Here is a 22,342-nt window from a genome sequence, read left to right as displayed (position 1 = left end):
CATTGTGACAGTTCAATGACACGCTGGGGGAAGCGACCATGGATGACGAGATCGAGCTGGAGGATATCGGCAGCAATCCCGCGCCAGGTCGTGCCATCGGCGACATCATCGCGGCGCGGCTGACGCGGCGCGGCGCGATCGGGGCGGCGATGGCGCTGGCGGCGGCGCCTGCGGCGGTACCAGCGGGGGCACAGCCGCTGCCGGTGCCGGAACGCGGCGGACCCTCCACGCTGACATTCCCGGAGCTGCGCCAGCAGCTCAGCCAGCATCACGCGGTGGCGGAGGGGTATGAGGCGCAGACGGTGATCCGCTGGGGCGACCCGGTGCTGGACGGCGCGCCGCCCTATGACCCGATGGCGCAGACGGCGGCGGGGCAGGCACGGCAGTTCGGCTATAACTGCGACTACCTCGACTTCTGGCCGCTGCCGGCGGGCAGCCGCAACAGCGACCACGGGCTGCTCTGCGTGAACCACGAATACACCAACACCAACCTGATGTTCGCCGGCATCGGCGAAGGCCGCGCCGCGCGGGGCCGCACCACCGCGGCGCAGGCGGCGGTGGAGATCGAGGCGCATGGCATGAGCGTCGTCGAGGTGAAGCGCGAAGGCGGCACCTGGCGGAGCGTGCCGGGCGGCGCGATGAACCGGCGCATCACCATGAACACGCCGATGCGCATCAGCGGACCGGCCGCGGGCCATGCGCGGCTTCGCACGAATGCGGATGCGACGGGCACGCGCGTGCTGGGCACGCTGAACAACTGCGCCGGCGGCAACACGCCCTGGGGCACCGTCATCACGGCGGAGGAGAACTTCAACAACTACTTCGGCGGCGCCGCCGCGACGACGGGCGCGGAGGCCGCAACCTATCGCCGCTACGGCATCATCGCGGAGCCCAGCTACGCCTGGTTCCGCCATTTCGAGCGCTTCAACCTGGACCGCGAGCCGAACGAGCCGAACCGCTTCGGCTGGGTGGTGGAATACGATCCCTACGATCCCACCAGCGTTCCCGTGAAGCGCACCGCGCTCGGCCGCTTCAAGCATGAAGGCGCCACGCATGCGATCGGCAGCGACGGGCGCGTCGCCTTCTACATGGGTGACGATGAGCGCTTCGAGTACCTCTACAAATTCGTCACCGCGCGCCCCTTCAACCCCAATGATCGCGCCGCCAACCGCGACCTGATGGATGAGGGCACGCTGTATGTGGCGAAGTTCGAGGAGCGGGGCCGCATGCGCTGGCTGGCCCTGACCCATGGCGAAGGCCCGCTGAATGCGGCGAACGGCTTCCACAGCCAGGCCGATGTGGTGATCGAGGCGCGGCGCGCGGCGGACCTGCTGGGCGCCACGCCGATGGACCGGCCGGAGGATGTGGAGACCAACAAGGTCAATGGCCGCGTCTACGTCATGCTCACCAACAACAGCCGCCGCACCGCGCAGCAGGCGGGCCCCGGCAACCCCCGCGCCAACAACGTCCACGGCCATGTGCTGGAGGTGATCCCCCCCGGCGCCGGCACCGGCCGCGTCGACCATGCGGCGACGGAGGCGCGGTGGGAGGTCTTCATCGCCGCCGGCAAGCCGGGCGTCGATCCCGGCACGCAATACCACCGCGCGACCAGCGACCAGGGCTGGCTGTCCTGCCCCGACAACATCGCCTTCGACAGCAAGGGCCGCGCCTGGATCGCGACCGATGGCGCGCCGGAATTCGCCGGCATCGCGGATGGCATCTGGGCGGCGGATACCAGCGGCCATGGCCGCGGCCTGACCCGCTGCTTCTACCAGGCGCCCACGGGGGCGGAGGTCTGCGGCCCCTGCTTCACGCCGGATGACAGGACGTTGTTCCTGGCGATCCAGCATCCCGGGGAGGATACCGGCAGCACCTATGAGAACCCGTCCACCCGCTGGCCGGATTTCGAGGCCGGGCGGCCGCCGCGACCCTCCGTCATCGCCATCGTCAAGCGGGACGGGGGCGAGATCGGTAGCTGAACGGGCGGTCAGGTAATGAATTTAGGAATACTACGGATTTAGCCGATTATGCCGATTAGGTGCATTGAGCACCGTTTTCGGCATGGCCCCGGACGGTGCAACGCCCCTCCCCCCCACCGATGCAAGGGCAGGGGGGAGGGGAGGCGGGCATGGCTCGGGCGATGATGGCTGGAATATATTCCTTGACCCGGCCCGGTGCAAGCTATTCCAGCTTGATGCCCTTTTCCCGCACCACCGCGCTCCAGCGTTCCAGGTCGCTGTCCATCACGGCGCGCAGGCTGGCGCCGTCGCCGGCGACGGGCGTGGCGCCCTGCTGGATGAAGCGGGCGCGGATTTCCGGGTTGGCCAGCACCTTGTCGCATTCGGCCTTGATGGCGGCGACCAGGCCAGGGTCCATGCCGCGCGGCCCGAGCAGGCCGTACCAGAAGGAATAGGTGAAATCGAAGCCCTGTTCCTTCGCGGTCGCGACATCCGGCAGGCCCGGGATGCGGCCGCCGGTGGTGCCGATGGCGATGGCCCGCGCGCGGCCATCCGCGATGGCGCCCATCACCGTCGCGGGGGCGGCGATCAGCAGGCCGATGCGCCCCGCCAGCAGGTCCGCGAAGGCCGGGCCCATGCCGCGATAGGGCACATGCGTCATGCGGATCGCGGCGATGTCCTGGAGGTATTCCGTGTAGAGATGCGGCGAGGACCCGGCGCCCATCGATCCGTAGAAGTTGGCGTCCGCCGGCTTGCCGCGCACGCTGTCCACGTATTCCCGCAGCGTTCGCACCGGGGAATTGCCGGGTACGACGAAGACCGTCGGGTAGTCCACCAGCAGCGACACCGGCGTGAAATCCTGCCGGATATCGAAGCCGAGATTGGGGTAGAGCGGCGGCGCGGTGGCGAGCGAATTGTCGGTCAGCAGCAGGGTCGTGCCGTCATTCGCGCTGCGCACGACATTGGTCCAGCCGACCACGCCGCCGCCGCCGCTGCGGTTGTCCACGACGAAGTTGCCGCCGGTCTGCGCCGCCAGGGTCTGCGCATAGATCCGGGCGACGAAATCAGTGGTGCCGCCGGGCGGGTAGGTGATGAGGATGCGCACCTGGCGGGTGCCCGGCCATGCCGTCCCTTGGGCCGTGGGTTGCGCCAAAGCGGGCGCGGCGAGCAGGGCAGCCCCCAGGGGCAGGCCAGCGGCCAGCAGCATGCGTCGTTGCATCGGGTTTCCTCCTGGGGCCGGGTCGTCCCGGCCTCTCCGAAGAAGTTTCTATCCCAGGCTTAACCCACACGTCATCCATCGCGCGGAACGCGTCGGTCCGGTGCGCTTTCACCCGCCGCCATGATCCGATAGGCATGGTGGGCCGTTCCGAAGGAATCGTGGTGAACGAGACAAGCAGGCCGGCGCCCCCGGCCGAGGAGGCCGCGCCAGGCGTCACGCCGACGCAACTGCGGATCGTGCTGGCGGGGGCGCTGCTGGCGATGCTGCTGGCGGCGCTGGACCAGAACATCGTCAATACCGCGCTGCCGCGCATGGCCGCCGACCTCGGCGGGATGGCGCATCTGTCCTGGGTGGTCACGGCCTTCATGCTGACCTCCACCACGACGACGCCGCTCTACGGCAAGATGTCGGACCTCTATGGCCGGCGGGCGCTGTTCTTCATCGCCATCGCGCTGTTCCTCGGCGGGTCGATCATGAGTGGCGCGGCGCAGAGCATGGGGCAGCTGATCGGCTTCCGCGCGCTTCAGGGGCTCGGCGCCGGCGGGCTGATGGTGCTGGCGCAGGCGATGGTGGCGGATGTGGTGCCGCCCCGGCAGCGGCCGCGCTACCAGGGGCTGTTCAGCGGCACCTTCGGCCTGGCGAGCGTGGCTGGCCCGCTGGTGGGCGGCTTCATCACCCAGGCGCTGTCCTGGCGCTGGGTCTTCTACGTCAATGTGCCCATCGGCGTGCTGGCGCTGGTGATGCTGTCCATCGGCCTGCGGCGGCGCGCGCCGGGGGTGAAGCGGGCGGTGGATCATATCGGCGCCGTGCTGCTGGCCGGCGCGACCGCGGCGCTGCTGCTGCTGCTGGCCTGGGGCGGCACGGAATTCCCCTGGGGCTCCTGGCAGACGGCCGCGATGGCCGGAACGACGGTCGCGCTGGTGGCGCTGTTCCTGTGGCGGGAGAGCGTGGCGCCGGAGCCGCTGATCCGCCTCGCGCTGTTCCGCAACCCCGTCTATGCGCGGGGCGTCGCGGTGGGCGGCATGATGGTCTTCGCCATGATGGGCTCCACCGTCTTCCTGCCGCTGTATTTCCAGCTCGTGCTGGGCATGCAGCCGGCGGAGGCCGGGGCGATGCTGGTGCCGCAGGTCGGCGGCATGCTGCTGACCTCGATCCTGGGCGGGCGGATCGTGTCCCGCGTCGGGCGGACCAAGCCCTTCCTGCTGGCGGGGCTGGGGCTGGAGGCGGCGGCGCTGGCCTCGCTCGGCCTGTTTGCCTGGCTGGCGGCGCCGGCCTGGGTCTTTCTTCTGTCCCTGCTGACCCTGGGTCTTGGGATGGGCATGGGCATGCCGAATTTGACCACCGCGGTGCAGAACGCGGTGGACCATCGGGAGGTGGGGGCGGCGACGGGTACGATGGCCTTCATGCGGTCGCTGGGCGGTGCGCTCGGCGTCGCGACATCGGGCACCATCATGGCGCACAGCCTGGCGATCACGGCGGCGGGGCAGGGGAAGAGCCTGGCGCAGTTGACGCAGCAGGCGGCGCTGGCGGTGACGGCGGCGGAGCAGGGGGCGATGGCGCTGGCCTATCGCACGGCGCTGACGGGGTGCTTCGCGCTGAGCGGGGTGGTGATGACGGCGGCCTTCCTGGTGACGCTGGGCCTGCCGGAGCGGACGCTGCGCAGCCGGGTGGAGGATGAGCGGCGGGGGTAGGGTTGGTCCGGGTTGCCCGGGAGGAGCGCTGCTCCCCCCGATACCCCCCACGCCATGGGCCTCGGGCCCCTGGACCGCGAGGTTTTTGACTGGAGACGGTCCAGGGGCGTCACGCCCCTGGCGGATGGGGTGTGGGGAAGGCGGAGCCTTCCCCACCGGCGCAGCGTCGAATAATCTATTGAAATAGAACGGTAGCCGAGCCGGGTTGTGTTACCCTCGACCCCCACCCCGACCAGCCTTCGGCGTCGCGGCAGTGCCGCAACCCCCCGCAAGCGCGGGGGAGGGAGTCGGGGCCCCCCTACTTCCGCAGCCCATCCGCCACCAGCGTGCACCCTGCGACCGCCATCAGGATCGCCAGCCCCGGCCAGAGCGCTGCCATGGGCGCGCTGAAGACGAGGTCCTGCGCATTGGCCAGCATGTTGCCCCAGCTGGCAGCCGGGGGCGCGATGCCGAGGCCAAGGAAGCTCAGCGTGCTCTCCGCCAGGATGGCGCCGGCGACGGAGAGCGCGGTGGCGACCGCGACCGGCCCCGCGATGTTGGGGGCGACATGGCGGAGCAGGATCCGCGCCTCCGACGCGCCCAGCGCGCGGGCGGCGCGGACATAGTCGCGGGCGAGGATGGACAGCGCCGCGGCGCGGGCCAGCCGGGCCACGCCGACCCAGCCGAACAGGCTGAGGATCACGACGATGCGGATGATGTCGGAGGCGGCCTCCCCGCGCGGCAGGCCGATCTTTCCCGTATCCACGGCCGCGAGCACGACAAGGACGGGGAGGGCGGGGAGCGCGAGCAGACCATCGGCGAGCCGCATGAGCACGGCATCCACCACCCCGCCCCGCCACGCCGCGAGCAGGCCGATGGCGGTGCCGATCACCGTGGCGGTCAGCGCCGTGGCGAGGCCGACGGCGAGGGACACGCGCGCGCCATGCAGCAGGCGCAGCAGCAGGTCGCGGCCGAGATCATCCGTGCCGAGCGGATTGCTGGCGCTGGGCGGGCCGAGGCGGTTGAAGAGGTCGGGCGCGAAGGGATCGACGCCCAGCCAGTGCTGCGCCAGCGGCGCGGCGAGGCCAGCGAGGGCAAGGCCGCCGATGAGGATGAGGCCGAGCCAGAGCCTCATGAATCGCGGAGCCGGGGATCGAGGGCGCGCTGCGCGACATCGGCGGCCAATGTCGCCAGCATGGTGACGAGGGCCACGAGCAGCAGGGCGACGAGGGCCAGATTGGTGTCGTTGCCCATCACCGCGTCATAGATGAGCTTGCCCATGCCGGGGCGGGCGAAGAGGGTTTCCGTGATCAGCGCGCCGCCGACCAGCGCCCCGGCATCCAGCGCGGCCACTTGCAGGATGGGCACGGCGGCGTTGGGGAAGGCGTGGCGCAGCAGCAGGCGTGCCTCCCCATTGCCGCGGGCGCGGGCGGCGGTGACCCAGGGTTCGCGCAGCGTGTGGGACAGCGCGGCGGCGCTGTGGCGCGCATAGGCGGCGAGGTTGGCGATGGCGAGCGTGGCCACGGGCAGCGGCAGGAAGCGAGCCGCGTCGAGGCCGCCTGTCTCGCTGGTGCCGCCGGCGGGCAGCCAGCCCAGCGTGACGGCGAAGAGGATGATGAGGAGGATGCCGAGCCAGAAGGTCGGCGCCGATTGCCCGAGGATGGCGATGGCATCGACGAATGGCGCGGCGCGGGGCCTGGCGGCGGCGATCATGCCGAGCGCGAGCCCGATGGCCGCCGCGACCAGCAGCGCGGCGCCAAGCAGCGCGAGGGTGGAGAGCAACGCGGGGCCGATGATGGAAGCGACGGGCTGCGCGAAGAGGCGGGAGAAGCCGAATTCGCCCCGGAGCAGCGCGGTGGCCCAGGCGACGTAGCGGGCCAGCAGGGGCTGGTCGAGGCCGTGCAGCGCGCGGAGGCGGGCGGCGTCCTCCGCCGTCAGGCGCGGATCGCCGGCAATGGCGAGGTCGATCGGGTCGCCGGGCATCAGGCCGATCAGCAGGAACATGGCGAAGGAGAGTATCGCCAGCGTGATGGCGACCTGGAGGAGGCGGGAGGCGAGGAGGCGGGTCATCCGGGCCCGGCCCGGTGGGCATCCCGGTGGACGGCCTCGATGCGGTTGCCGTCTGGGTCGAGGAGGAAGGCGGCGTAGTAGCTCGGGCCGTAATGCGGGCGCGGGCCGGGGGGACCATCGCAGCGTCCGCCCTGCGCGAGGCCCGCTTCGTGGAAGGCGGCCACGGCGTCGCGGCTGGGCGCGCGGAAGGCGGTGTGGGCGGCCGGGGGGGAGACGGCGGCGGCGAGGCGCAGCGTGAGGTAGGCTGCGCCCGTGTCGCGCGACCCGTAGCCGAGGGCGCGGTCCTCCGCCCAGACGCGGGGGATGGCAAGCGCGCCGAGCACGGCATCGTAGAAGCGGCGCGCCCGGGGGATGTCGGTGACAGGGAGGGAGAGGTGGTCGAACATGGTCAGCGTCCGGCCCCTGGCCGCGCCTGACCGCTTCGCGGTCCCCCCTCACCCGCTCCGGCTAGGGCCGCTGCACGGCCCGACCCTGCGCGACCCTCTCCCCCCTCCGGGGGGCGAGGGTGTGTTGCTGCGGCCGTCACCGGACCCGCCATTCCTCGACCCAGTTGGAGGAGGCGTTCAGGTGGCCGGTGGGGCGCACGCCATCGAGCCAGAGCGGCCAGACATGGGCGTCGCTGCGGAACCAGAGGGGGATCGCCGGAAGCTGCTCGGCATAGATGGCCTGGAGGCGATGCCAGAGCACGCGGCGGCGTTCGCGGTCCAACTCCACCGGGATGGCCTCCAGCAGCGAGTCCATTTCCGTGTTGCGGAAGCCGGTGGTGTTCTGGCCGGACCAGTTGCGCTCGGCGGTCGGGATTTCCTCCGAGTGCAGGCTGGTGCGGGGGACGTTCTCCGGGCTGCTGATCCAGGCGAACATGGCGGCGCCGCCATAGCGGCGGCGGGGCAGGGTTTCGCCGAAGAAGACGCGGGGCGGCTCGTTGCGGATGCGTGCCTCGATGCCGGCCTGGCGCCACATGCCCTGCAATACCTGCTGGACCTGTTCGCGGGACCGGTTGCCGGCGGTGGTCATCAAATCGAAGGACAGGCGTTCGCCGGCGGCGTTGCGGCGGATGCCGTCGCCGGGGGGCGTGGGGACGCGCCAGCCGGCCTCGTCCAGCAGGGCGCGGGCGCGGGCCAGGTCGAAGGGCCATTGGCGGACATTGTCGTCATGCATGCCGTCCAGCGGGTTCACCGTGGTGTGGGCCACGGGTTGCCGGCCCTCGAACAGGCGGGCGACGATCTGGGCGCGGTCGGTCGCCATGATCAGGGCCTGGCGGGTGCGGACGTCGCTGAGTTGCGGCAGGTCCAGCAGCAGGTCGAGATGTTCGTAGATCAGGCCGGGCTTGTAGGCGTAGCGGAAGCGGTTGGGCAGCCGGCGTTCCAGCGCCGAGACCTGGTCCAGCGGCAGGCCCAATTCGCCGGCCACCATGTCGATCTGGCCGGCGAGGAGTTGGGCCTCCAGCGCCGCGGTGTTCTCCACCGTGCGGATGGCGATGCGGCGGAAGGCGGGGGCCTGGCCGGCCCAGTGCGGGTTGCGTTCCAGCGTCACGCCGCTGCCGGGGGTGACGGCGGTGACGCGGTAGGGGCCGTTCCAGAGGCCGGGATTGGAGGTCTGCGTTTCATACAGCGTGCGGGTGCGGTAGGCGCGGGGGTCCGCCTGCCAGATGGGGCGTTCGAGATGGGCGGGGAGGGGGACGAAATCCCCGGCACTGGCGAAGTCGAAGGTCACGCGGTCGAAGCGGAGCGTGATGGACCGGGCGTCGGTGACGATGGCCTCATAGGCCTGGCGGTAGAATTCCGCGCCGCCGAAGCCGGTGGAGAAGTCGCGCCCGGCCTGCCAGGCGAAGAGCAGGTCCTCCGCCGTCACGGGCTGTCCATCGGCCCAGCGCCAACCCTCCCGCAGCCGCCAGGTGACGCGGATGCCGGGGCGGCCATCGGGGGTCTGTTCGCGGATGGCGAGGCCGTTTTCCAGCGTGGGGACGGTTTCGCAGCCGAGGCAGGTGAGCGCCCAGTCGGCGTCGCGGGCAGTCAGCGGCCGGCGGGTGAAGCCGCCGATATAGGACTTCGCCGCCATGGATTCGATGTTGGGGTGGAAGGTGGCGGGGTATTGGGTGATGCCGATGGTCAGGCTGTCCCGCCCCGTTTGAACCAGGGTCGGTTGCGCCAGGGCAGGGCTGGCGGCGAGCGCGGCGAGGAGGGTCAGCGCGGGTCGAAGGGCCATGCTCGGGCTCCATGCCAGACGGCGAGGATCAGGATGATTCCGCCCTCAAGCTGATAGACCAGGCGGAAGGGCGTGCGCGGCACGGAAAGGATCCGCCTGCCATCTGCCGCGGCGCGGCCGGAGGTGGGGAAGAGGGCCAGCGAATCAGCCGTCTCCGCGATGCGGGCGATCAGCGCATCGGCGGCATCCGGGTTGTCCTGGGCGATGAAGCCCCCGGCCTCGCGCAGATGGCGAATGGCCGTGGGGGCCCAGACCAGCCTCACGGAGACGGGTTGCGTGCGCGGAGATCGGCGGCCCAGCCTCGCAGCCCCGCCATGACTTCTTCATGCGGCACTCCCAGGCCGGCGGCGATTTCCGCTTCGCCGGCCTCTGCCAGGGCACGGAGGGCTGGATCGTCGCCGACAGCTTCCTGGATGACGGCGGTGGCGATGGCCTCGATGGTTGTGTCCTGTTCGGCCGCCATACGGCGCAGCGCATTGGCGACCGCATCGGGCAGTTCCAGTTTCACGAAGGTCATCGACCCCTCCTCCGTCAGTGGACACTCACTCCTTCGGCTTGGCTTCCGCCAGGCTGCCGATGCCGCCATGGGCCTTGGACCAGCCCACGGGGTCTTCCAGGAACTTGCGCACTTCCTTCAGCGCGCCTTCGCTGAAATAGGGGCGTTCCCGGCACACTTCCAGCACATCCCACCAGGTGCAGAGGTGGTGCAGGTTCAGCCCCATCTCCTTCATCTTCTCGAAGCTGCCGGGGAAGACGCCGTAGTAGAAGACGACGAAGGTGTGGTCGCAGATCGCCCCCGCATCGCGCAGCGCCTGGGCGAACTTGATCTTGCTGGCGCCATCGGTGGTCAAATCCTCCACCAGCAGGGTCTTCTGGCCCACGGGGACCTCGCCCTCGATCTGGGCGTTGCGGCCGAAGCCCTTGGGCTTCTTACGCACATAGGCCATGGGGGCCATCATCCGGTCGGCGATCCAGGCGCCGAAGGGGATGCCGGCGGTCTCTCCGCCCACCACCGATTCGATGGTCTCGTAGCCGATGTGCCGGCCGATCTTCTCCACGGCCAGGTCGCAGATGCGGTTGCGGGCGCGGGGGAAGGAGATGATCTTGCGGCAATCGATGTAGACGGGGCTCTTCCAGCCGCTGGTGAAGGTGTAGGCCTCCTCCGGCCGGAAGTTCACCGCCTTGATTTCCAGCAGGATGCGCGCGGTGGTCAGCGCGGCGTCGCGGTCCCAGTCGGAGGCGTGGGGGATGGCCATCGTGACGAAATCCTCGGGTGTCGGGCGGGCGGAGTGAGGATCGTTCGTAACCCTGCTGCGCGGCCCCGTCCATGAGCGCGGCGGCGGAGTCCGTCTGGGTGCTGGCCGATCCCCGCGCCGGCACCGCGGCACAGGCCATCGGCATCGCGGAACGCCTGGGCCTGCCCTTCGGGACGGTGCCGCTGGAATGGGGCAAGCTGGCGCGGCTGCCGCTGGGGTGGCCGACCTTGATGGGCCTGACGGCGGCCAGCCGCGCGGGTTTCGCGCCCCCCTGGCCCCGGCTGGTGATCTCGGCCGGGCGGCGATCCGCGCCAGTGGCGCTGTGGCTCGGCCGGCGTGGTGCCCGGACCGTGCATTGCATGCGCGCGCCGGGCAGCGGGGGCTTCGACCTGCAGGTGGTGGGCGCGCATGACGGGGTGGCGCCGGCGGCCAACCGGCTGGAGATCCTGGGCGCGGCGCACCGCATCTCCCCCGCCCGGCTGGCGGCGGCGCGGACGCGGTTCGCCGCGCTGGCCGCGCTGCCATCGCCGCGCGTCGCGCTGCTGCTGGGCGGGCCGGTGCGCGGGGAGGGGCTTGATCCCGGCATCGCCGCGGCGCTGGGCCAGCGGGTCGCCGGTTTCGCCGGCAGCGTGATGGCGACAGCCAGCCGACGGACGGGCGCGGCGGCGACGGCGGCGCTGGCGGAAAGCCTCACGCCCATCCCCCACCGCCTCCATGCCTGGGGGAGTGCCGAGGAAAATCCGTTGCTGGGGTTCATGGCCTGGGCGGATGTGATGGTGGTGTCGGGCGATTCCGTCTCCATGTTGTCGGAGGCGCTGGTGACCCCGGCGCCGTTGTTCATCGCGCCGCTCGGGGATGAGGGGCCGCGCCACAGGGCCTTGCATGCCAGTCTCCAAGCCGCCGGGCAGGCACGCCCGATCGCCGATGCGCCGACCGCCTTCGCCCGGGAACCCCGGGACGAGGTCGCGCGCATCGTGGCCGCGATCCGTGCGAGGGGGCTGCTGACGGATGGGTGAAGCCCTGCCGCGTAACCCCGGCCGTGTTCGTCGCGAAGCGGCGGGGATGAGCACCACCATCATGCCCGCATCGCGTCCCGCCATCGCCTGGCCCTGGCTGACCCGCGCGGGGCGATTCTCCTGGACGCGGATGCTGGTGCTGCTCTCCGCCATCGCGCCGGGGATGGTGCTGCTCTGGCTGCTGGAAAGCGGGCAGTTGGGGGCGGAGCCCTGGAAGGCGGCGGCGAAGGAATCGGGCACCTGGGCGATCCGCTTCCTGTTGATCAGCCTGGCGATCACGCCGCTGCGCTTCATCGCGGACATGCCCAGGGCGCTGACCTTCCGGCGGATGCTGGGGCTGGTGGCGCTGGGCTACGCGGTCCTGCACCTCGTCATGTATGCGGGCCACATGGCCTGGGACCTGCCGGAGATCGCCAGCGAGATCCTGCTGCGCTTCTACCTCACGCTCGGCTTCCTGGTGCTGCTGGGGCTGGTCGTGCTGGGCGTGACCTCCACCGATGGGTGGCAGGCGCGGCTCGGCCGGCGATGGAAGGCGCTGCACCGGGCGGTCTATGCGCTGGCGGGCTTCGGCATCTTCCACCAGTTCCTGCAGGCGAAGTCGCGGGCCGATGGCGCGGTGCTGATGGCGGGGGTGTTCCTGTTCCTCATGGCCTGGCGGGCGCTGCCGGGGCGGTGGCGGGCGTCTCCGCTGGCGCTGGCGGGGCTGGCGGTGGTCGCGGCGGCGGGCGCGGCGGGGGTGGAATTCGCGTGGTATGCCCTTTCCAGCAACCTGCCGGCGGCGCGCATCCTGGCCGCCAATCTCGACCCCGGTGCCGGGCTGCGGCCGGCGCAGCTGGCGCTGGCGCTGGGGCTGGCGGTGGCGGTGCTGCCCTGGGTGGCGCGGCTGGGCGGGCCGGGGCGGGCGTTGAAGGCGCGTTAACGATCTTAGCCGAATCTTAACCGTCCGTCCCGCAGAACGACCATGTTCAGGGGTTCCGGCTGCGTGATCGTAACGTTCCGTGAAGCTCCGGCTATGCCGGGGCCACGCCGTGATGCGACCGTTGCGGAAACCGATTCGGCTGCCAGAAGGGGCGGGGCATGGCGATCATCGCGGAAATCGAGAGCGGGCTGACCGGTTCGGCCGGGGTTGCCAGTGCGCAGACCATCGCGGGGGCCGCCTTCACGGCCCGCGCCGCGGATGGCGCCGGCAGCCTGCATCCCGCACTGATGACGGCGACGATCCAGGCCGGCATCGGCAGTGCCACGGACCAGGACTACTACGCCGTCTTCCTCTCGGCCGGGGATGTGGTGATCCTGGATGTCGATGGCGTCGCCGCGCCGCTCGACCTGACGATGACGGTGTTCAACCCGAACGGGACGCTGGTGGCGACGGCGGTGGATTCGACGGCGCTGGATGCGGGATCCGCCGCCCTCGCCGACCCCTTCCTGCTGTTCACCGTGGCCGTGACCGGCACCTGGGTCTTCGGCCTGCGGGCGCCGGCCGGGACGGCGACGGGGGACTACCTCCTCAACATCACGCGCCCCGGACTGCCCGTGCTGTTCGAGGGCGGCGCCGGGGACGAAACCTCCCCGGGCTCGCCCTGGTCCGACAGCCTGGGCGGGGGGGAGGGGGCGGATAGCCTCTCCGGCCAGGCGGGTGCGGACAGCCTGGATGGCGGCGGTGGCAACGACACGCTGCTGGGCGGTACGGGCGCGGACACGCTGCGCGGGGGCGCGGGGCATGACCGGCTGGAGGTCGGCGAGGCGGGGGAGAGCGACACGGACATCGCCTTCGGCGGCGAGGGCAATGACACCATCCAGGCGCTGGGCGCCAGCAACCGCCTGCTGGGGGAGGCCGGGGATGACCGCCTGCTGGGCGGCAGTACCGGCGATACGCTGGATGGCGGGGATGGCGCTGACACGCTGCTGGGCGACCCGCAGGGAACGGCCGCCACCATCGGCTTCGACGACCTGCTGCTGGGGGGCGCCGGGAATGACAGCCTGGCGGGGATGCTGGGCGCGGACCGGCTGGATGGCGGTGCCGGCCATGACACGCTGATGGGCGACCTGGGCGATGCGCTGGATGAGGGCAATGGCGGCCGCGACACGCTGCTGGGCGCCGCCGGGAATGACCGGCTGGAGGGAAATGGCGGCGCCGATTTGCTGAATGGCGGATCGGGCGCCGATACGCTGGTGGGCGGCACCGGCATGGACCGGCTGCTGGGCGCCGCCGGGGATGACCTGCTGGTGGCGGGGCGCCTGGCGGAGGTGGGGCCGGAGACGGAGCCCGACACGCTGGAAGGCGGCGCCGGGGCCGATACGCTGCTGGGTGCGCCCATGGACCGGCTGCTGGGGGGCGAGGGCGACGATCTGGTGGTGCTGGGCTGGCAGGGCGCCTTCGCCGCCTTCGGCCTGGCGACGCAGCGCGGGCTGGCCGATGGCGGGGATGGCACCGACACGCTGCGGCTGCTGCCGGGGGACGCCATCGCCGCCATCACCGTGGTGCCCGATGCGGGGGCCGGGGGCAGCATCACGCTGCTGCTGGACGACACCGCGGTGGGCGACCCCGTCACCATCCGCTTCACCGGCTTCGAACGCTTCGACCTGACGGGCAGCCAGGGCGCGGACCTGCTGCGGGGTGGCGCGGGGGCGGATACGCTGCGGGGCGTCTCCGGCGCCGATGACGAATTGTCCGGCGGGGATGGCGACGACGTCCTGCTGGCCGCGGCGGAGGGGCTGGTCGCGACGGATGCGCTGCTGCGCGGCGAAGGCGGCGCCGACCGGCTGGTGCTGGGTGGCGCGGGCAGCAGCGGCGCGCTGGATGGCGGCGCCGGCGCCGATACGCTGGTGGCGGCCACGGGGACGGAGGCGCTGCTGCAGGGCGGCGCGGGGGATGATGCGCTGGTCATCGGCCTCGGCAGCCATGTCGTCGATGGCGGGACGGGGATCGACCTGCTGGTCGCGGATTGGTCGGGGCAGGATGACGCGGTCTTCCTCTGGGCCTTCGGGGATGGCGATGGCGTGCTCGGCACCGGGGCCTATTTCGCCGATTTCGGCGGGGTGGAACGCTTCGCCCTGACCGGCGGGTCGGGCGATGACGATCTGGCGGGCGGCGACCTGGCGGATACGCTGGATGGTGGCGCGGGGGCGGATACGCTGGCCGGCGGGGCGGGCAACGATTTCTACGGGGTGGACAGCCTGGCGGACCTGCTGCTGGACGGGGGCGGGCAGGACACGATCCGCAGTTCCATCAGCTGGACGACGGCCGGCTGGCAGGAATCGCTGGAACTGACCCGGCCGGGCACCATCGGGATCGGCAATGGCGCCGCCAACCGGATGGTCGGCAGCGCGGGAAGCCAGACGCTGCATGGCAGCGGCGGCGATGACACGCTGGACGGGGCGGGCGGGGCGGACAGCCTGAATGGCGGCCCGGGCAACGACCTCTACACGGTGGATGACCTTGGTGACCGGCTGACGGATGCCTCCGGCAACGACACGGTGATGGCGGGCGTCACCTGGACCCTCGGCAGCGCGTTCGAGGTGCTGCGGCTGACAGGGGCCGATTCGATCAACGGCACCGGCAATACGCTGAACAACCTCATCACCGGCAATGCGGCGACAAATATCCTGACTGGCGGCGCGGGGGGCGATACGCTGGAGGGCGGGGCGGGGCTGGACCGGCTGTTCGGCGGCACGGGCGACGACATCTTCATCCTGCGCCGCGGCGATGCGCAGAGCGACCGGATCATGGACTTCACCGGCAATGGGGCGGCGGCGGGGGATGAGCTCCTGTTCGTGGGCTATGGCGCCGGCGCCAGCGTGGTGCGCACCACCGGCGACATCTGGCGCGTGCAGGGGGCGGCGGGGTCCGACACCTTCATCCTGCTGGGCGATTTCGACCCGCTGACGGATGCGCGGTTCCTCGACACGCTGATCGTGTAGCGGGCGCCGGGCTTGCCGAAGCGGGCGCGGGGCGGCAGGGTCCGCGCCCTGACCGGAGCGAGCCCGCATGAGCACCACACGGAAGCACAAGATCGCCGTCATCCCCGGCGACGGCATCGGCAAGGAGACGACGCCCGAGGGGCTGCGCGTGCTGGACGCGGCGGCCAGGCGCTTCGGCTTCGACCTCGAGCTCAAGCACTACGACTGGTCGTGCGAGACCTATGCCGCGACCGGCAAGATGATGCCGGATGACGGGCTGGACCAGCTGCGGGAGAGCGACAGCGTGTTCCTGGGCGCCGTCGGCTGGCCGGGGGTGCCGGACCATGTCTCGCTCTGGGGCCTGCTGATCCCGATCCGCCGCGGCTTCGACCAGTATGTGAATCTGCGGCCGTGCAAGCTTCTGCCGGGGTCGAAGAGCCCGCTGGCGGGGCGCGGGCCGGAGGATATCGACTTCTACGTGGTGCGGGAGAACACGGAGGGCGAATACAGCAGCGTCGGCGGGCGGATGTTCCCCGGCACCGATCGCGAATTCGTCTCCCAGCAATCCATCATGACGCGGATCGGCTGCGACCGGATCATGAAATACGCCTTCGAGCTGGCGATGACGCGCAAGCGGAAGAAGGTGACGAGCGCGACCAAGTCGAACGGCATCACCTTCACCATGCCCTACTGGGACGAACGCTTCGCGGCCATGGCGAAGAACTATCCCGAGGTCAGCACGAACGAGTACCACATCGACATCCTCTGCGCGCATTTCGTCCAGCACCCCGACTGGTTCGACGTGGTGGTGGGATCGAACCTGTTCGGCGACATCCTGAGCGATCTGGGACCCGCCGTGGCGGGCTCCATCGGCATCGCGGCCAGCGCCAACATCAACCCGGAGAAGACGGCGCCGAGCATGTTCGAGCCCGTGCATGGCAGCGCGCCCGACATCGCGGGCAAGTGGATCGCCAACCCGATCGGGCAGATCTGGTCGGGCGCCATGATGCTGGAGCACCTGGGGGAGAAGGCGGCGGCGGATTGCATCGTGCAGACGATCGAGCGCCTGCTGGGCGAGGGCGGGCCGCGCACGCGCGACATGGGCGGCCAGGCCGGCACGGTGGATGTGGGCAAGGCGATCGCGGAGGCGGTGGCGCGGGGCTAGTGTCGTGGCAGGGCTGCCTCGGCCAGAGGCAGCCCGTGCGCCCGGGGCGCGGTTTCGGGTAAGAACAGACTTGCGTGTTTGTTTTTCGGCTGTCTCAATCGCGGGATGATCGATGCGCCGCGCCGCCGAACCCAGGAGGAGCGCCGGGAGGAAACCCGGGCGCGACTGCTGCGCGCGACGGTGGAGGCGCTGCGCGACCAGGGGCTGACCAGGCTCACCACGCCCGACATCGCGCGCCGCGCCGGCGTCTCCCGCGGGGCGTTGACCTACCATTTCGCGAGCCGGGAGGACCTGCTGGTCGATTCGATCGCCTGGCTGCTGGACCAGGCGACGGGGGGCTTGCGCAAGCTGTGCGATGCCTATCCCGCGCCGACCATGCCGATCGAGGCGCTGGTGGATTACCTCTGGGACATGATGGCGAGCGGGCTGTTTCAGGTGACCATGGAATTCCTGCCGGAGGCCCGCCACAACGCGCCCTTCCGGGAAAGGCTGCTGCCGGTGGTGCGGGAATTCCACGCGGCGCTGGATGCCAGCTGGACCCGGCTTTCGGCGGTGGCCGGAATCCCGCAGGAGGAAGCGCAGGTGTCGCTGAACGCGACCATGTGCCTGATCCGGGGTATGATCGCGCAGAACGTGCTGCGCAATGACCCTGCCTACTACGAAGCGATGCTGGGCTGGTGGAAGCGGCAGTTGCGGGGCTGGCTGGGGCAGGATGCGGGCGCCGCGGCGCCGCTGCCGCCGCCCATCCTGCCGGCCTTCGTCCATGCGGAGCCGCCGCGCAAGCGCCTGGTGCGGGACCGCGCGCGGCGCCAGGCAGGGGGCGGCTGATGGGATCGCGTGGCTTGCGGCGCCTGGCGCTGCGCGGCAGTGCCGGCTTCGCGCTGGCGATCATCGTGACGCCGCTGCTGCTGGTGGCGTGGCTGGCCTTCTTCCGGCAGGAAATCCCGTCCTTCCCGCCCACCGGCTATACGCTGCGCTGGTTCGCGGCCATCCCGGACAATCGCGCCTTCGCCAGCGGCTTCATCGTGAGCTTCCAGGTCAGCGTGATGGCGACGCTGATCGGCCTGGCGCTGGCGGTGCCGGCGAGTCTCGCGCTGGTGCGCAGCGGGCTGCCGCTGAAGCCCGTGCTGAACACGCTGCTGATGCTGCCGCTGGTGGTGCCGGGCGTGGTGCTGGGCGCGGCCTTCTATGTCGGTGAGATGGAGGTGGAGATCGCCACCGAATGGCCGCTGCTGGGATCGAAGGCCGGGCTGGTCGCGGCCCATGCGCTGATCGTCATCCCCTGGGCGGTGCGGCTGGTGACGGCGAGCCTGTCGACGCTCAACCCCTCCATCGGGGAAGCGGCGCTGAGCCTCGGCGCCACGCCCTGGGTGGCCTTCCGCCGCGTGACGCTGCCGGCGATCCGGCCCGGCGTGGTGGCGGGCGCGCTGTTCGGCTTCGTCACCTCCTTCGGCAATCTGGAAGCGTCGATGTTCCTGGTGGCGCCGGGGCAGACGACGCTGCCGATCGCGATCCTCCAGTACCTCGCCTGGAAGATCGATCCCGTGGTGGCGGCGGTGTCGCTGGTGCAGATCCTCGTCATCGGCATCGCGATGCTGGTGACGGACCGCTTCGTCAAACTCTCCCAGGTGGTGTGACGCGATGGCCAGGCTTGAGATCGCGGGGCTGACGAAGCGCTACGGCGCCGTGACGACGGTGCGGGACGTGACGCTGGATGTCGCGGATGGGGAGTTCCTCGTGCTGCTGGGGCCCTCGGGCTGCGGCAAGACGACGACGCTGCGCATGGTGGCGGGCTTCGTGGAGCCGAGCGCGGGGAGCATCCGGCTGGGCGGGCGGGACATCACGGGCAGCCCGCCCTGGCTGCGCAACACCGGCATGGTGTTCCAGAACTACGCGCTGTTCCCGCACATGAATGTGGCGGAGAACGTGGCCTTCGGGCTGGAGATGCGGAAGGTGCCGAAGGCGGAGCGCGAGGCGCGCGCCATGGAGGCGCTGCGCATGGTGCGGATGGAGCCCTATGCGGGCCGCCTGCCGCGGCAGATGTCGGGCGGGCAGCAGCAGCGCGCCGCGCTCGCGCGCGCGCTTGCGATCCATCCCGACGTGCTGCTGCTGGATGAGCCGCTGTCGAACCTCGACGCCAAGCTGCGGGAGGAGGTGCGGGTGGAGATCCGCCAGTTGCAGCGGCAGCTTGGCCTGACGACGATCATGGTGACGCATGACCAGGAGGAGGCTCTGACGGTCGCCGACCGCCTGGTGGTGATGGCGGAGGGCGAGATCCGGCAGGTGGGCAGCCAGCAGGATCTGTATGAGCGGCCGGCGGACCGCTTCGTCGCGGGCTTCGTGGGCCGCAGCACCTTCCTGGCCGGACGGGTGGCGGAACGCGGGCGCTTCGTGACGGCGGGCGGCATCGGCATCGCGGTGCCGGATGCGATGGCGGCCGGGCCCGCGGTGCTGGCGATAAGGCCGGAGGCGGTGCACCTGGCGCCGCCGGAGGAGGAGGAGAACCGGCTGGCGGGGGTGGTGGAGTTCGTCTCCTATCTCGGCCCGCTGATCGAACTGCATCTGCGCATCGCGGCCGGGGAAAAGCTGGTCGTGCATGTGCCGAACCGCGCCGGCATCAGGCCGCCGGCGCTGGGTGAGAGTGTGACCATCGGCTGGCCGCGAGCGGCCGGCATGGTGTTTCCCGACGCGGCGTGAAGACCCGTGAGACGCAACAAGGAGAGGCAAGAATGAGCAGGTTTTCGGTGACGCGGCGCCAGGCGCTGCTGGGTGCGGGGGCCGTAGCGGCCTTCGGGGCGGGCGGCGCGCGGGCGCAGGGGCGCGGGCGTGTCGTGGTCGGCACCTGGGGCGGCGACTATGCCCGGCTGCTGACCAAGAACATCGAGGATCCGATCCTGAAGCCGCAGGGCTGGGACGTGGTGCAGGACCAGGCGTCCGACGCGCCGCGGCGCGCCAAGATGGTGGCGGAACGCCGCCTGCCGCGCGGCACCGTGGACATCCAGGGCTTCTCGGCGGCCAACATGCATGAGATGGGCGAGGCTGGCGTCGCGGAGGAGATCGACTATTCCCGCCTGCGCAACGCTGCGACCATCATCCCGGCCATGCGCTACAAGTTCGGCGTCGGCCACATCTATTCGGGCAAGGTCGTGCTGTACAACCCGAAGCTGGTGAGCGCGCCGACGGGCTTCCGCGAAGCCATCGATCCGCGCCACGGCAACAAGATCGGCTTCATCGACATCCAGTACCAGTTCGTGATGATCGCGGCGGCGCTGGCGGCGGGCGGCACGGTCGGCAACATCGAGCCGGGCAAGGAATTGCTGATGGCGGCGAAGCGCGCGGGGGCGCGGCTGTATCCGACCAACGAAGCCTTCGCGGCGGCGATGCAGTCGGAGGAGATCGCACTCGGCATGATGTGGAAGGCGCGCGGCGTGCAGTGGCAGAATGCCGGCATCCCCGTGCAGACCGTGGCGCCGATCGAAGGCGTGCCGATGTATGTCTCCGGCTTCTCCATCGCGAAGAACGCGCCGAACAAGGCCGGTGCCTACGCCTACATGGACGCGATGCTGGAGAAATCCGCGCAGGAAGCCTTCGCGGTGGACATGGGCTTCAACCCGACCGTGACGAATGCCGCGGTGGCGCCGGACCTCGCCGCGCGCATCGGCTTCACGGAGCAGGAGCGCGCGCGGCTCGTCGACCTCGACTACGCGTATCTCGCGCGTGAGAACAACGCGATGAAGGATTGGTGGGACCGGGTGTTCAAGGCTTGAGCGCCACCGCTTCCGATACCCGCCGCATCCAGTGGGATGCGGCGGGGCTGATCGCGCCCGCCACCCTGTTCGTGGTGGTGGCGCTGCTGGTGCCGCTCGGCCTGCTGTTCCGCTACAGCCTGAATGCCTTCGTGCCGGGGCAGTTCATGGTCGATGCGCTGACCATCGACAATTACGTGCGCTTCTTCACCGATGCCTACTACCTCAACATCCTGTGGCGCACGGTGCGCATCGCCTTCGTGGTGATGCTGATCTGCCTCGTGCTGGGTTTTCCGCTGGCCTATGTGCTGGCGCGGACGCAGAGCCGCTACAAGAACCTTCTGCTGATCGCCGTGGTGCTGCCGCTTTTCGTCGGCAATGCGGTGCGCGCGGCGGGGTGGATGGTGGCCTTCGGCGCCAAGGGCGTGGTGAATGCGTCGCTGATGGGGCTCGGCATCACCAGCGGCCCGATCGACATCATGTACACCGAGCCCGCCGTCATCATCGGCATCACCGCGGTCAACCTGCCCTTCATGGTGCTGAGCCTGCAGAGCGTGATCGAGGGCATCGACCGGTCGGTGGAGGAGGCGGCCTTCAACCTCGGCGCGCCGCCCGCGCGGATGTTCTGGCGCGTGCTGCTGCCACTCGCCATGCCGGGCGTGCTGGCGGGGGGCGTGCTCACCTTCATCCTCGGCATGAACGCCTATGCGACGCCGGTGCTGATCGGCGGGCCGCGCTTCCAGATGATGGGGCCGCTGGTCTACGGGCAGTTCATCGAGCAGAACAACTGGCCCTTCGGCGGCGCCATCGCCTTCGTGCTGATGGCCTCCACCCTGGTGCTGACGGCGGTGGCGCATGTGATCGCGCACCGGCGGATGGCCGGCCGGTAGTCTTGCGACGACAGTCCAGAGCCGGCTCGCCCGCTGGCGAAGGAGGCACGGGAAGGCCGCGGGGCGGGACCTGGCGTGCGGAATTCCTGCCTTGCCATCCCGGCGCGCCTCCCCCAGCGTAGGGGCATAATCGGGGGAACGGATCGATGAACCAGGGCCAGGGCCGCCGTGGCGCGGTGAAGCTTGCACTTGGCGCCGCGCTGGCGATGCCCGCGCTGGGGGTCGTGGGGCAGACCCTGCGGCCGATCGAGCTGATCACCTTCCCCGGCGGCTTCAACTGGCCGATCTGGGTTGCGATGGAGAAGGGCTTCTTCGCCCGCCACGGCGTCAGCGTGACGCTGACGCCCACACCCAACTCCACCTTCCAGCTCACCAACCTCATCAGCGGCCGCTTCGACATGGCGGTGACCGCGATCGACAACGTCATCGCCTACATGGAAGGCCAGGGGGAGGCGAGCGTGCAGGGCACGCCTGACCTGGCGGTCGTGATGGGCGGCGACAACGGCTTCCTTCGCCTTGTCACCGTGCCGGAGATCACGAGCTTCGCCGACCTTCGCGGCAAGGAACTGTCGGTGGACGCCTTGACCACCGGCTATGCCTTCGTCCTGCGCAAGCTGGTGGAACTCGGCGGCCTCCGCCAGGAGGAGGTGAGCTACGTGCGTGCCGGGGGCGTGCTGCAGCGCTATCAGGCGCTGCTCGAGAAGCGGCATGCCGGCACGCTGCTGATTTCCCCCTTCGAGGTGCAGGCCGAGGCCCAGGGCTTCCGTGTGCTGGCGGATGCGGCGCGGATGATGGGCGCCTATCAGGGGCTGGTCTCGGCCACGCGCCGCGGCTGGGCGGAAGGCCACCGCGCGGAGGTCGTGGGCTATATCCGCGGCACGGTCGATGCGCTGTCCTGGCTCTACGATCCGGCCAATCGCGACGAGGCCATCGCGCTGCTTCGCCGCAACGTGCCGACGATGAGCGAGCAGGTCGCGGCCAATTCCTATCGCGTGCTGCTCGACCCCTCCGGCGGCTTCGCGCCCCGCGCGGCCATCGACGTTCCCGGCATCAGCACCGTGCTCGGGCTCCGCAGCCAGTTCGGACCGCCCGGAACCGCCCTGACCGACCCGATGAAGTATCTCGACCTGCGCTACTACCGGGAAGCATTGCCGGGCTGATGTCGGGTGGGCGCGCGCGCCGCCGCTTCGACGCAGGTTGGGGTGAGGCCAGGCCGCCGGGAAGCCTGAACCGCGCGAACCGGCGGA

20 protein-coding genes are annotated in these 22,342 nt (G+C 70.7%); 12 read left to right on the top strand and 8 right to left on the bottom strand.

Annotated features, from left to right (window positions below):
* Window positions 1-38 precede the first annotated feature (38 nt).
* A complete protein-coding gene (locus BM041_RS08625) occupies window positions 39-1,979 on the top strand; it encodes a PhoX family protein (RefSeq protein ID WP_092958400.1) in 1,941 nt (646 codons plus the stop codon).
* A 202-nt stretch (window positions 1,980-2,181) separates the two neighbouring features.
* Here the strand turns inward: BM041_RS08625 and BM041_RS08620 are convergent, their stop codons facing one another.
* A complete protein-coding gene (locus BM041_RS08620) occupies window positions 2,182-3,177 on the bottom strand; it encodes a Bug family tripartite tricarboxylate transporter substrate binding protein (RefSeq protein ID WP_092958398.1) in 996 nt (331 codons plus the stop codon).
* Between the two features lie 161 nt (window positions 3,178-3,338).
* Between BM041_RS08620 and BM041_RS08615 the strand changes: the two genes are divergently transcribed.
* Window positions 3,339-4,868: an MDR family MFS transporter gene (locus BM041_RS08615; protein ID WP_245761983.1), complete on the top strand. Its 1,530-nt coding sequence runs from the start codon at window positions 3,339-3,341 to the stop codon at window positions 4,866-4,868.
* A gap of 298 nt (window positions 4,869-5,166) precedes the next feature.
* Here the strand turns inward: BM041_RS08615 and BM041_RS08610 are convergent, their stop codons facing one another.
* The 7 genes from BM041_RS08610 to BM041_RS08580 all read right to left on the bottom strand — a co-directional run bounded on the left by BM041_RS08610 (window position 5,167) and on the right by BM041_RS08580 (window position 10,378).
* Entirely contained in the window at window positions 5,167-5,982 is an 816-nt protein-coding gene (locus BM041_RS08610) for an ABC transporter permease (RefSeq protein ID WP_092958394.1), read from the bottom strand.
* Entirely contained in the window at window positions 5,979-6,917 is a 939-nt protein-coding gene (locus tag BM041_RS08605; RefSeq protein ID WP_092958392.1) for an ABC transporter permease, read from the bottom strand. Before BM041_RS08605 ends, BM041_RS08610 begins: the two co-directional genes overlap by 4 nt.
* Entirely contained in the window at window positions 6,914-7,303 is a 390-nt protein-coding gene (locus BM041_RS08600) for a VOC family protein (RefSeq protein ID WP_217648662.1), read from the bottom strand. Before BM041_RS08600 ends, BM041_RS08605 begins: the two co-directional genes overlap by 4 nt.
* 136 nt (window positions 7,304-7,439) lie before the next feature.
* Window positions 7,440-9,122, bottom strand: coding sequence for a peptide ABC transporter substrate-binding protein (locus tag BM041_RS08595; RefSeq protein ID WP_092958387.1), 1,683 nt, complete (start codon window positions 9,120-9,122; stop codon window positions 7,440-7,442).
* The gene (locus BM041_RS08590; protein WP_175533823.1) at window positions 9,101-9,385 is read right to left on the bottom strand and encodes a type II toxin-antitoxin system RelE/ParE family toxin; all 285 of its coding nucleotides are present in this window, start codon (window positions 9,383-9,385) and stop codon (window positions 9,101-9,103) included. Before BM041_RS08590 ends, BM041_RS08595 begins: the two co-directional genes overlap by 22 nt.
* A complete protein-coding gene (locus BM041_RS08585; RefSeq protein WP_092958384.1) occupies window positions 9,382-9,639 on the bottom strand; it encodes a hypothetical protein in 258 nt (85 codons plus the stop codon). The genes BM041_RS08590 and BM041_RS08585 overlap by 4 nt, the downstream gene beginning before the upstream one ends.
* 25 nt (window positions 9,640-9,664) lie before the next feature.
* Window positions 9,665-10,378 (bottom strand): orotate phosphoribosyltransferase, encoded by a 714-nt coding sequence (locus BM041_RS08580; protein ID WP_092958382.1) that lies wholly within the window; start codon window positions 10,376-10,378, stop codon window positions 9,665-9,667.
* Window positions 10,379-10,449: 71 nt separating this feature from the next.
* Here BM041_RS08580 and BM041_RS08575 point away from each other — a divergent pair, with 71 nt between their 5' ends.
* From BM041_RS08575 to BM041_RS08530, 10 genes are all read left to right on the top strand, one after another.
* Window positions 10,450-11,394 carry a mitochondrial fission ELM1 family protein gene (locus tag BM041_RS08575; protein ID WP_092958380.1) on the top strand — a complete coding sequence of 315 codons (945 nt, stop codon included), beginning with the start codon at window positions 10,450-10,452 and terminating at the stop codon, window positions 11,392-11,394.
* 61 nt (window positions 11,395-11,455) lie between these two features.
* A complete protein-coding gene (locus BM041_RS08570; protein ID WP_245761982.1) occupies window positions 11,456-12,313 on the top strand; it encodes a protein-methionine-sulfoxide reductase heme-binding subunit MsrQ in 858 nt (285 codons plus the stop codon).
* A gap of 158 nt (window positions 12,314-12,471) precedes the next feature.
* The gene (locus BM041_RS08565) at window positions 12,472-15,315 is read left to right on the top strand and encodes a beta strand repeat-containing protein (protein WP_092958376.1); all 2,844 of its coding nucleotides are present in this window, start codon (window positions 12,472-12,474) and stop codon (window positions 15,313-15,315) included.
* Between the two features lie 67 nt (window positions 15,316-15,382).
* Window positions 15,383-16,459 (top strand): tartrate dehydrogenase, encoded by a 1,077-nt coding sequence (locus tag BM041_RS08560; protein ID WP_092958374.1) that lies wholly within the window; start codon window positions 15,383-15,385, stop codon window positions 16,457-16,459.
* A gap of 105 nt (window positions 16,460-16,564) precedes the next feature.
* Window positions 16,565-17,287: a TetR/AcrR family transcriptional regulator gene (locus BM041_RS08555; RefSeq protein ID WP_092958372.1), complete on the top strand. Its 723-nt coding sequence runs from the start codon at window positions 16,565-16,567 to the stop codon at window positions 17,285-17,287.
* Window positions 17,287-18,096 (top strand): ABC transporter permease, encoded by an 810-nt coding sequence (locus BM041_RS08550; protein WP_217648661.1) that lies wholly within the window; start codon window positions 17,287-17,289, stop codon window positions 18,094-18,096. Before BM041_RS08555 ends, BM041_RS08550 begins: the two co-directional genes overlap by 1 nt.
* Before the next feature lie 4 nt (window positions 18,097-18,100).
* The gene (locus BM041_RS08545; protein WP_092958370.1) at window positions 18,101-19,156 is read left to right on the top strand and encodes an ABC transporter ATP-binding protein; all 1,056 of its coding nucleotides are present in this window, start codon (window positions 18,101-18,103) and stop codon (window positions 19,154-19,156) included.
* 32 nt (window positions 19,157-19,188) lie between these two features.
* A complete protein-coding gene (locus BM041_RS08540) occupies window positions 19,189-20,226 on the top strand; it encodes an extracellular solute-binding protein (protein ID WP_092958368.1) in 1,038 nt (345 codons plus the stop codon).
* Complete coding sequence (locus BM041_RS08535; protein ID WP_092958366.1) at window positions 20,223-21,095, top strand: ABC transporter permease; 873 nt, start codon at window positions 20,223-20,225, stop codon at window positions 21,093-21,095. The genes BM041_RS08540 and BM041_RS08535 overlap by 4 nt, the downstream gene beginning before the upstream one ends.
* Before the next feature lie 146 nt (window positions 21,096-21,241).
* Window positions 21,242-22,255, top strand: coding sequence for an ABC transporter substrate-binding protein (locus tag BM041_RS08530; RefSeq protein WP_092958364.1), 1,014 nt, complete (start codon window positions 21,242-21,244; stop codon window positions 22,253-22,255).
* Window positions 22,256-22,342 lie beyond the last annotated feature (87 nt).

It is taken from the genome of Falsiroseomonas stagni DSM 19981 (genome assembly GCF_900114315.1).
Lineage (GTDB): Bacteria > Pseudomonadota > Alphaproteobacteria > Acetobacterales > Acetobacteraceae > Falsiroseomonas > Falsiroseomonas stagni.
This window is presented reverse-complemented; position numbering and strand designations above follow the sequence as displayed.

Coding starts and splice junctions, on each gene's coding strand:
- BM041_RS08625 (WP_092958400.1), top strand. CDS start 39: ATGGATGACGAGATCGAGCTGGAGGATATCGGCAGCAATCCCGCGCCA.
- BM041_RS08620 (WP_092958398.1), bottom strand. CDS start 3,177: ATGCAACGACGCATGCTGCTGGCCGCTGGCCTGCCCCTGGGGGCTGCC.
- BM041_RS08610 (WP_092958394.1), bottom strand. CDS start 5,982: ATGAGGCTCTGGCTCGGCCTCATCCTCATCGGCGGCCTTGCCCTCGCT.
- BM041_RS08605 (WP_092958392.1), bottom strand. CDS start 6,917: ATGACCCGCCTCCTCGCCTCCCGCCTCCTCCAGGTCGCCATCACGCTG.
- BM041_RS08600 (WP_217648662.1), bottom strand. CDS start 7,303: ATGTTCGACCACCTCTCCCTCCCTGTCACCGACATCCCCCGGGCGCGC.
- BM041_RS08595 (WP_092958387.1), bottom strand. CDS start 9,122: ATGGCCCTTCGACCCGCGCTGACCCTCCTCGCCGCGCTCGCCGCCAGC.
- BM041_RS08585 (WP_092958384.1), bottom strand. CDS start 9,639: ATGACCTTCGTGAAACTGGAACTGCCCGATGCGGTCGCCAATGCGCTG.
- BM041_RS08580 (WP_092958382.1), bottom strand. CDS start 10,378: ATGGCCATCCCCCACGCCTCCGACTGGGACCGCGACGCCGCGCTGACC.
- BM041_RS08575 (WP_092958380.1), top strand. CDS start 10,450: ATGAGCGCGGCGGCGGAGTCCGTCTGGGTGCTGGCCGATCCCCGCGCC.
- BM041_RS08570 (WP_245761982.1), top strand. CDS start 11,456: ATGCCCGCATCGCGTCCCGCCATCGCCTGGCCCTGGCTGACCCGCGCG.
- BM041_RS08565 (WP_092958376.1), top strand. CDS start 12,472: ATGGCGATCATCGCGGAAATCGAGAGCGGGCTGACCGGTTCGGCCGGG.
- BM041_RS08560 (WP_092958374.1), top strand. CDS start 15,383: ATGAGCACCACACGGAAGCACAAGATCGCCGTCATCCCCGGCGACGGC.
- BM041_RS08555 (WP_092958372.1), top strand. CDS start 16,565: ATGATCGATGCGCCGCGCCGCCGAACCCAGGAGGAGCGCCGGGAGGAA.
- BM041_RS08550 (WP_217648661.1), top strand. CDS start 17,287: ATGGGATCGCGTGGCTTGCGGCGCCTGGCGCTGCGCGGCAGTGCCGGC.
- BM041_RS08545 (WP_092958370.1), top strand. CDS start 18,101: ATGGCCAGGCTTGAGATCGCGGGGCTGACGAAGCGCTACGGCGCCGTG.
- BM041_RS08540 (WP_092958368.1), top strand. CDS start 19,189: ATGAGCAGGTTTTCGGTGACGCGGCGCCAGGCGCTGCTGGGTGCGGGG.
- BM041_RS08530 (WP_092958364.1), top strand. CDS start 21,242: ATGAACCAGGGCCAGGGCCGCCGTGGCGCGGTGAAGCTTGCACTTGGC.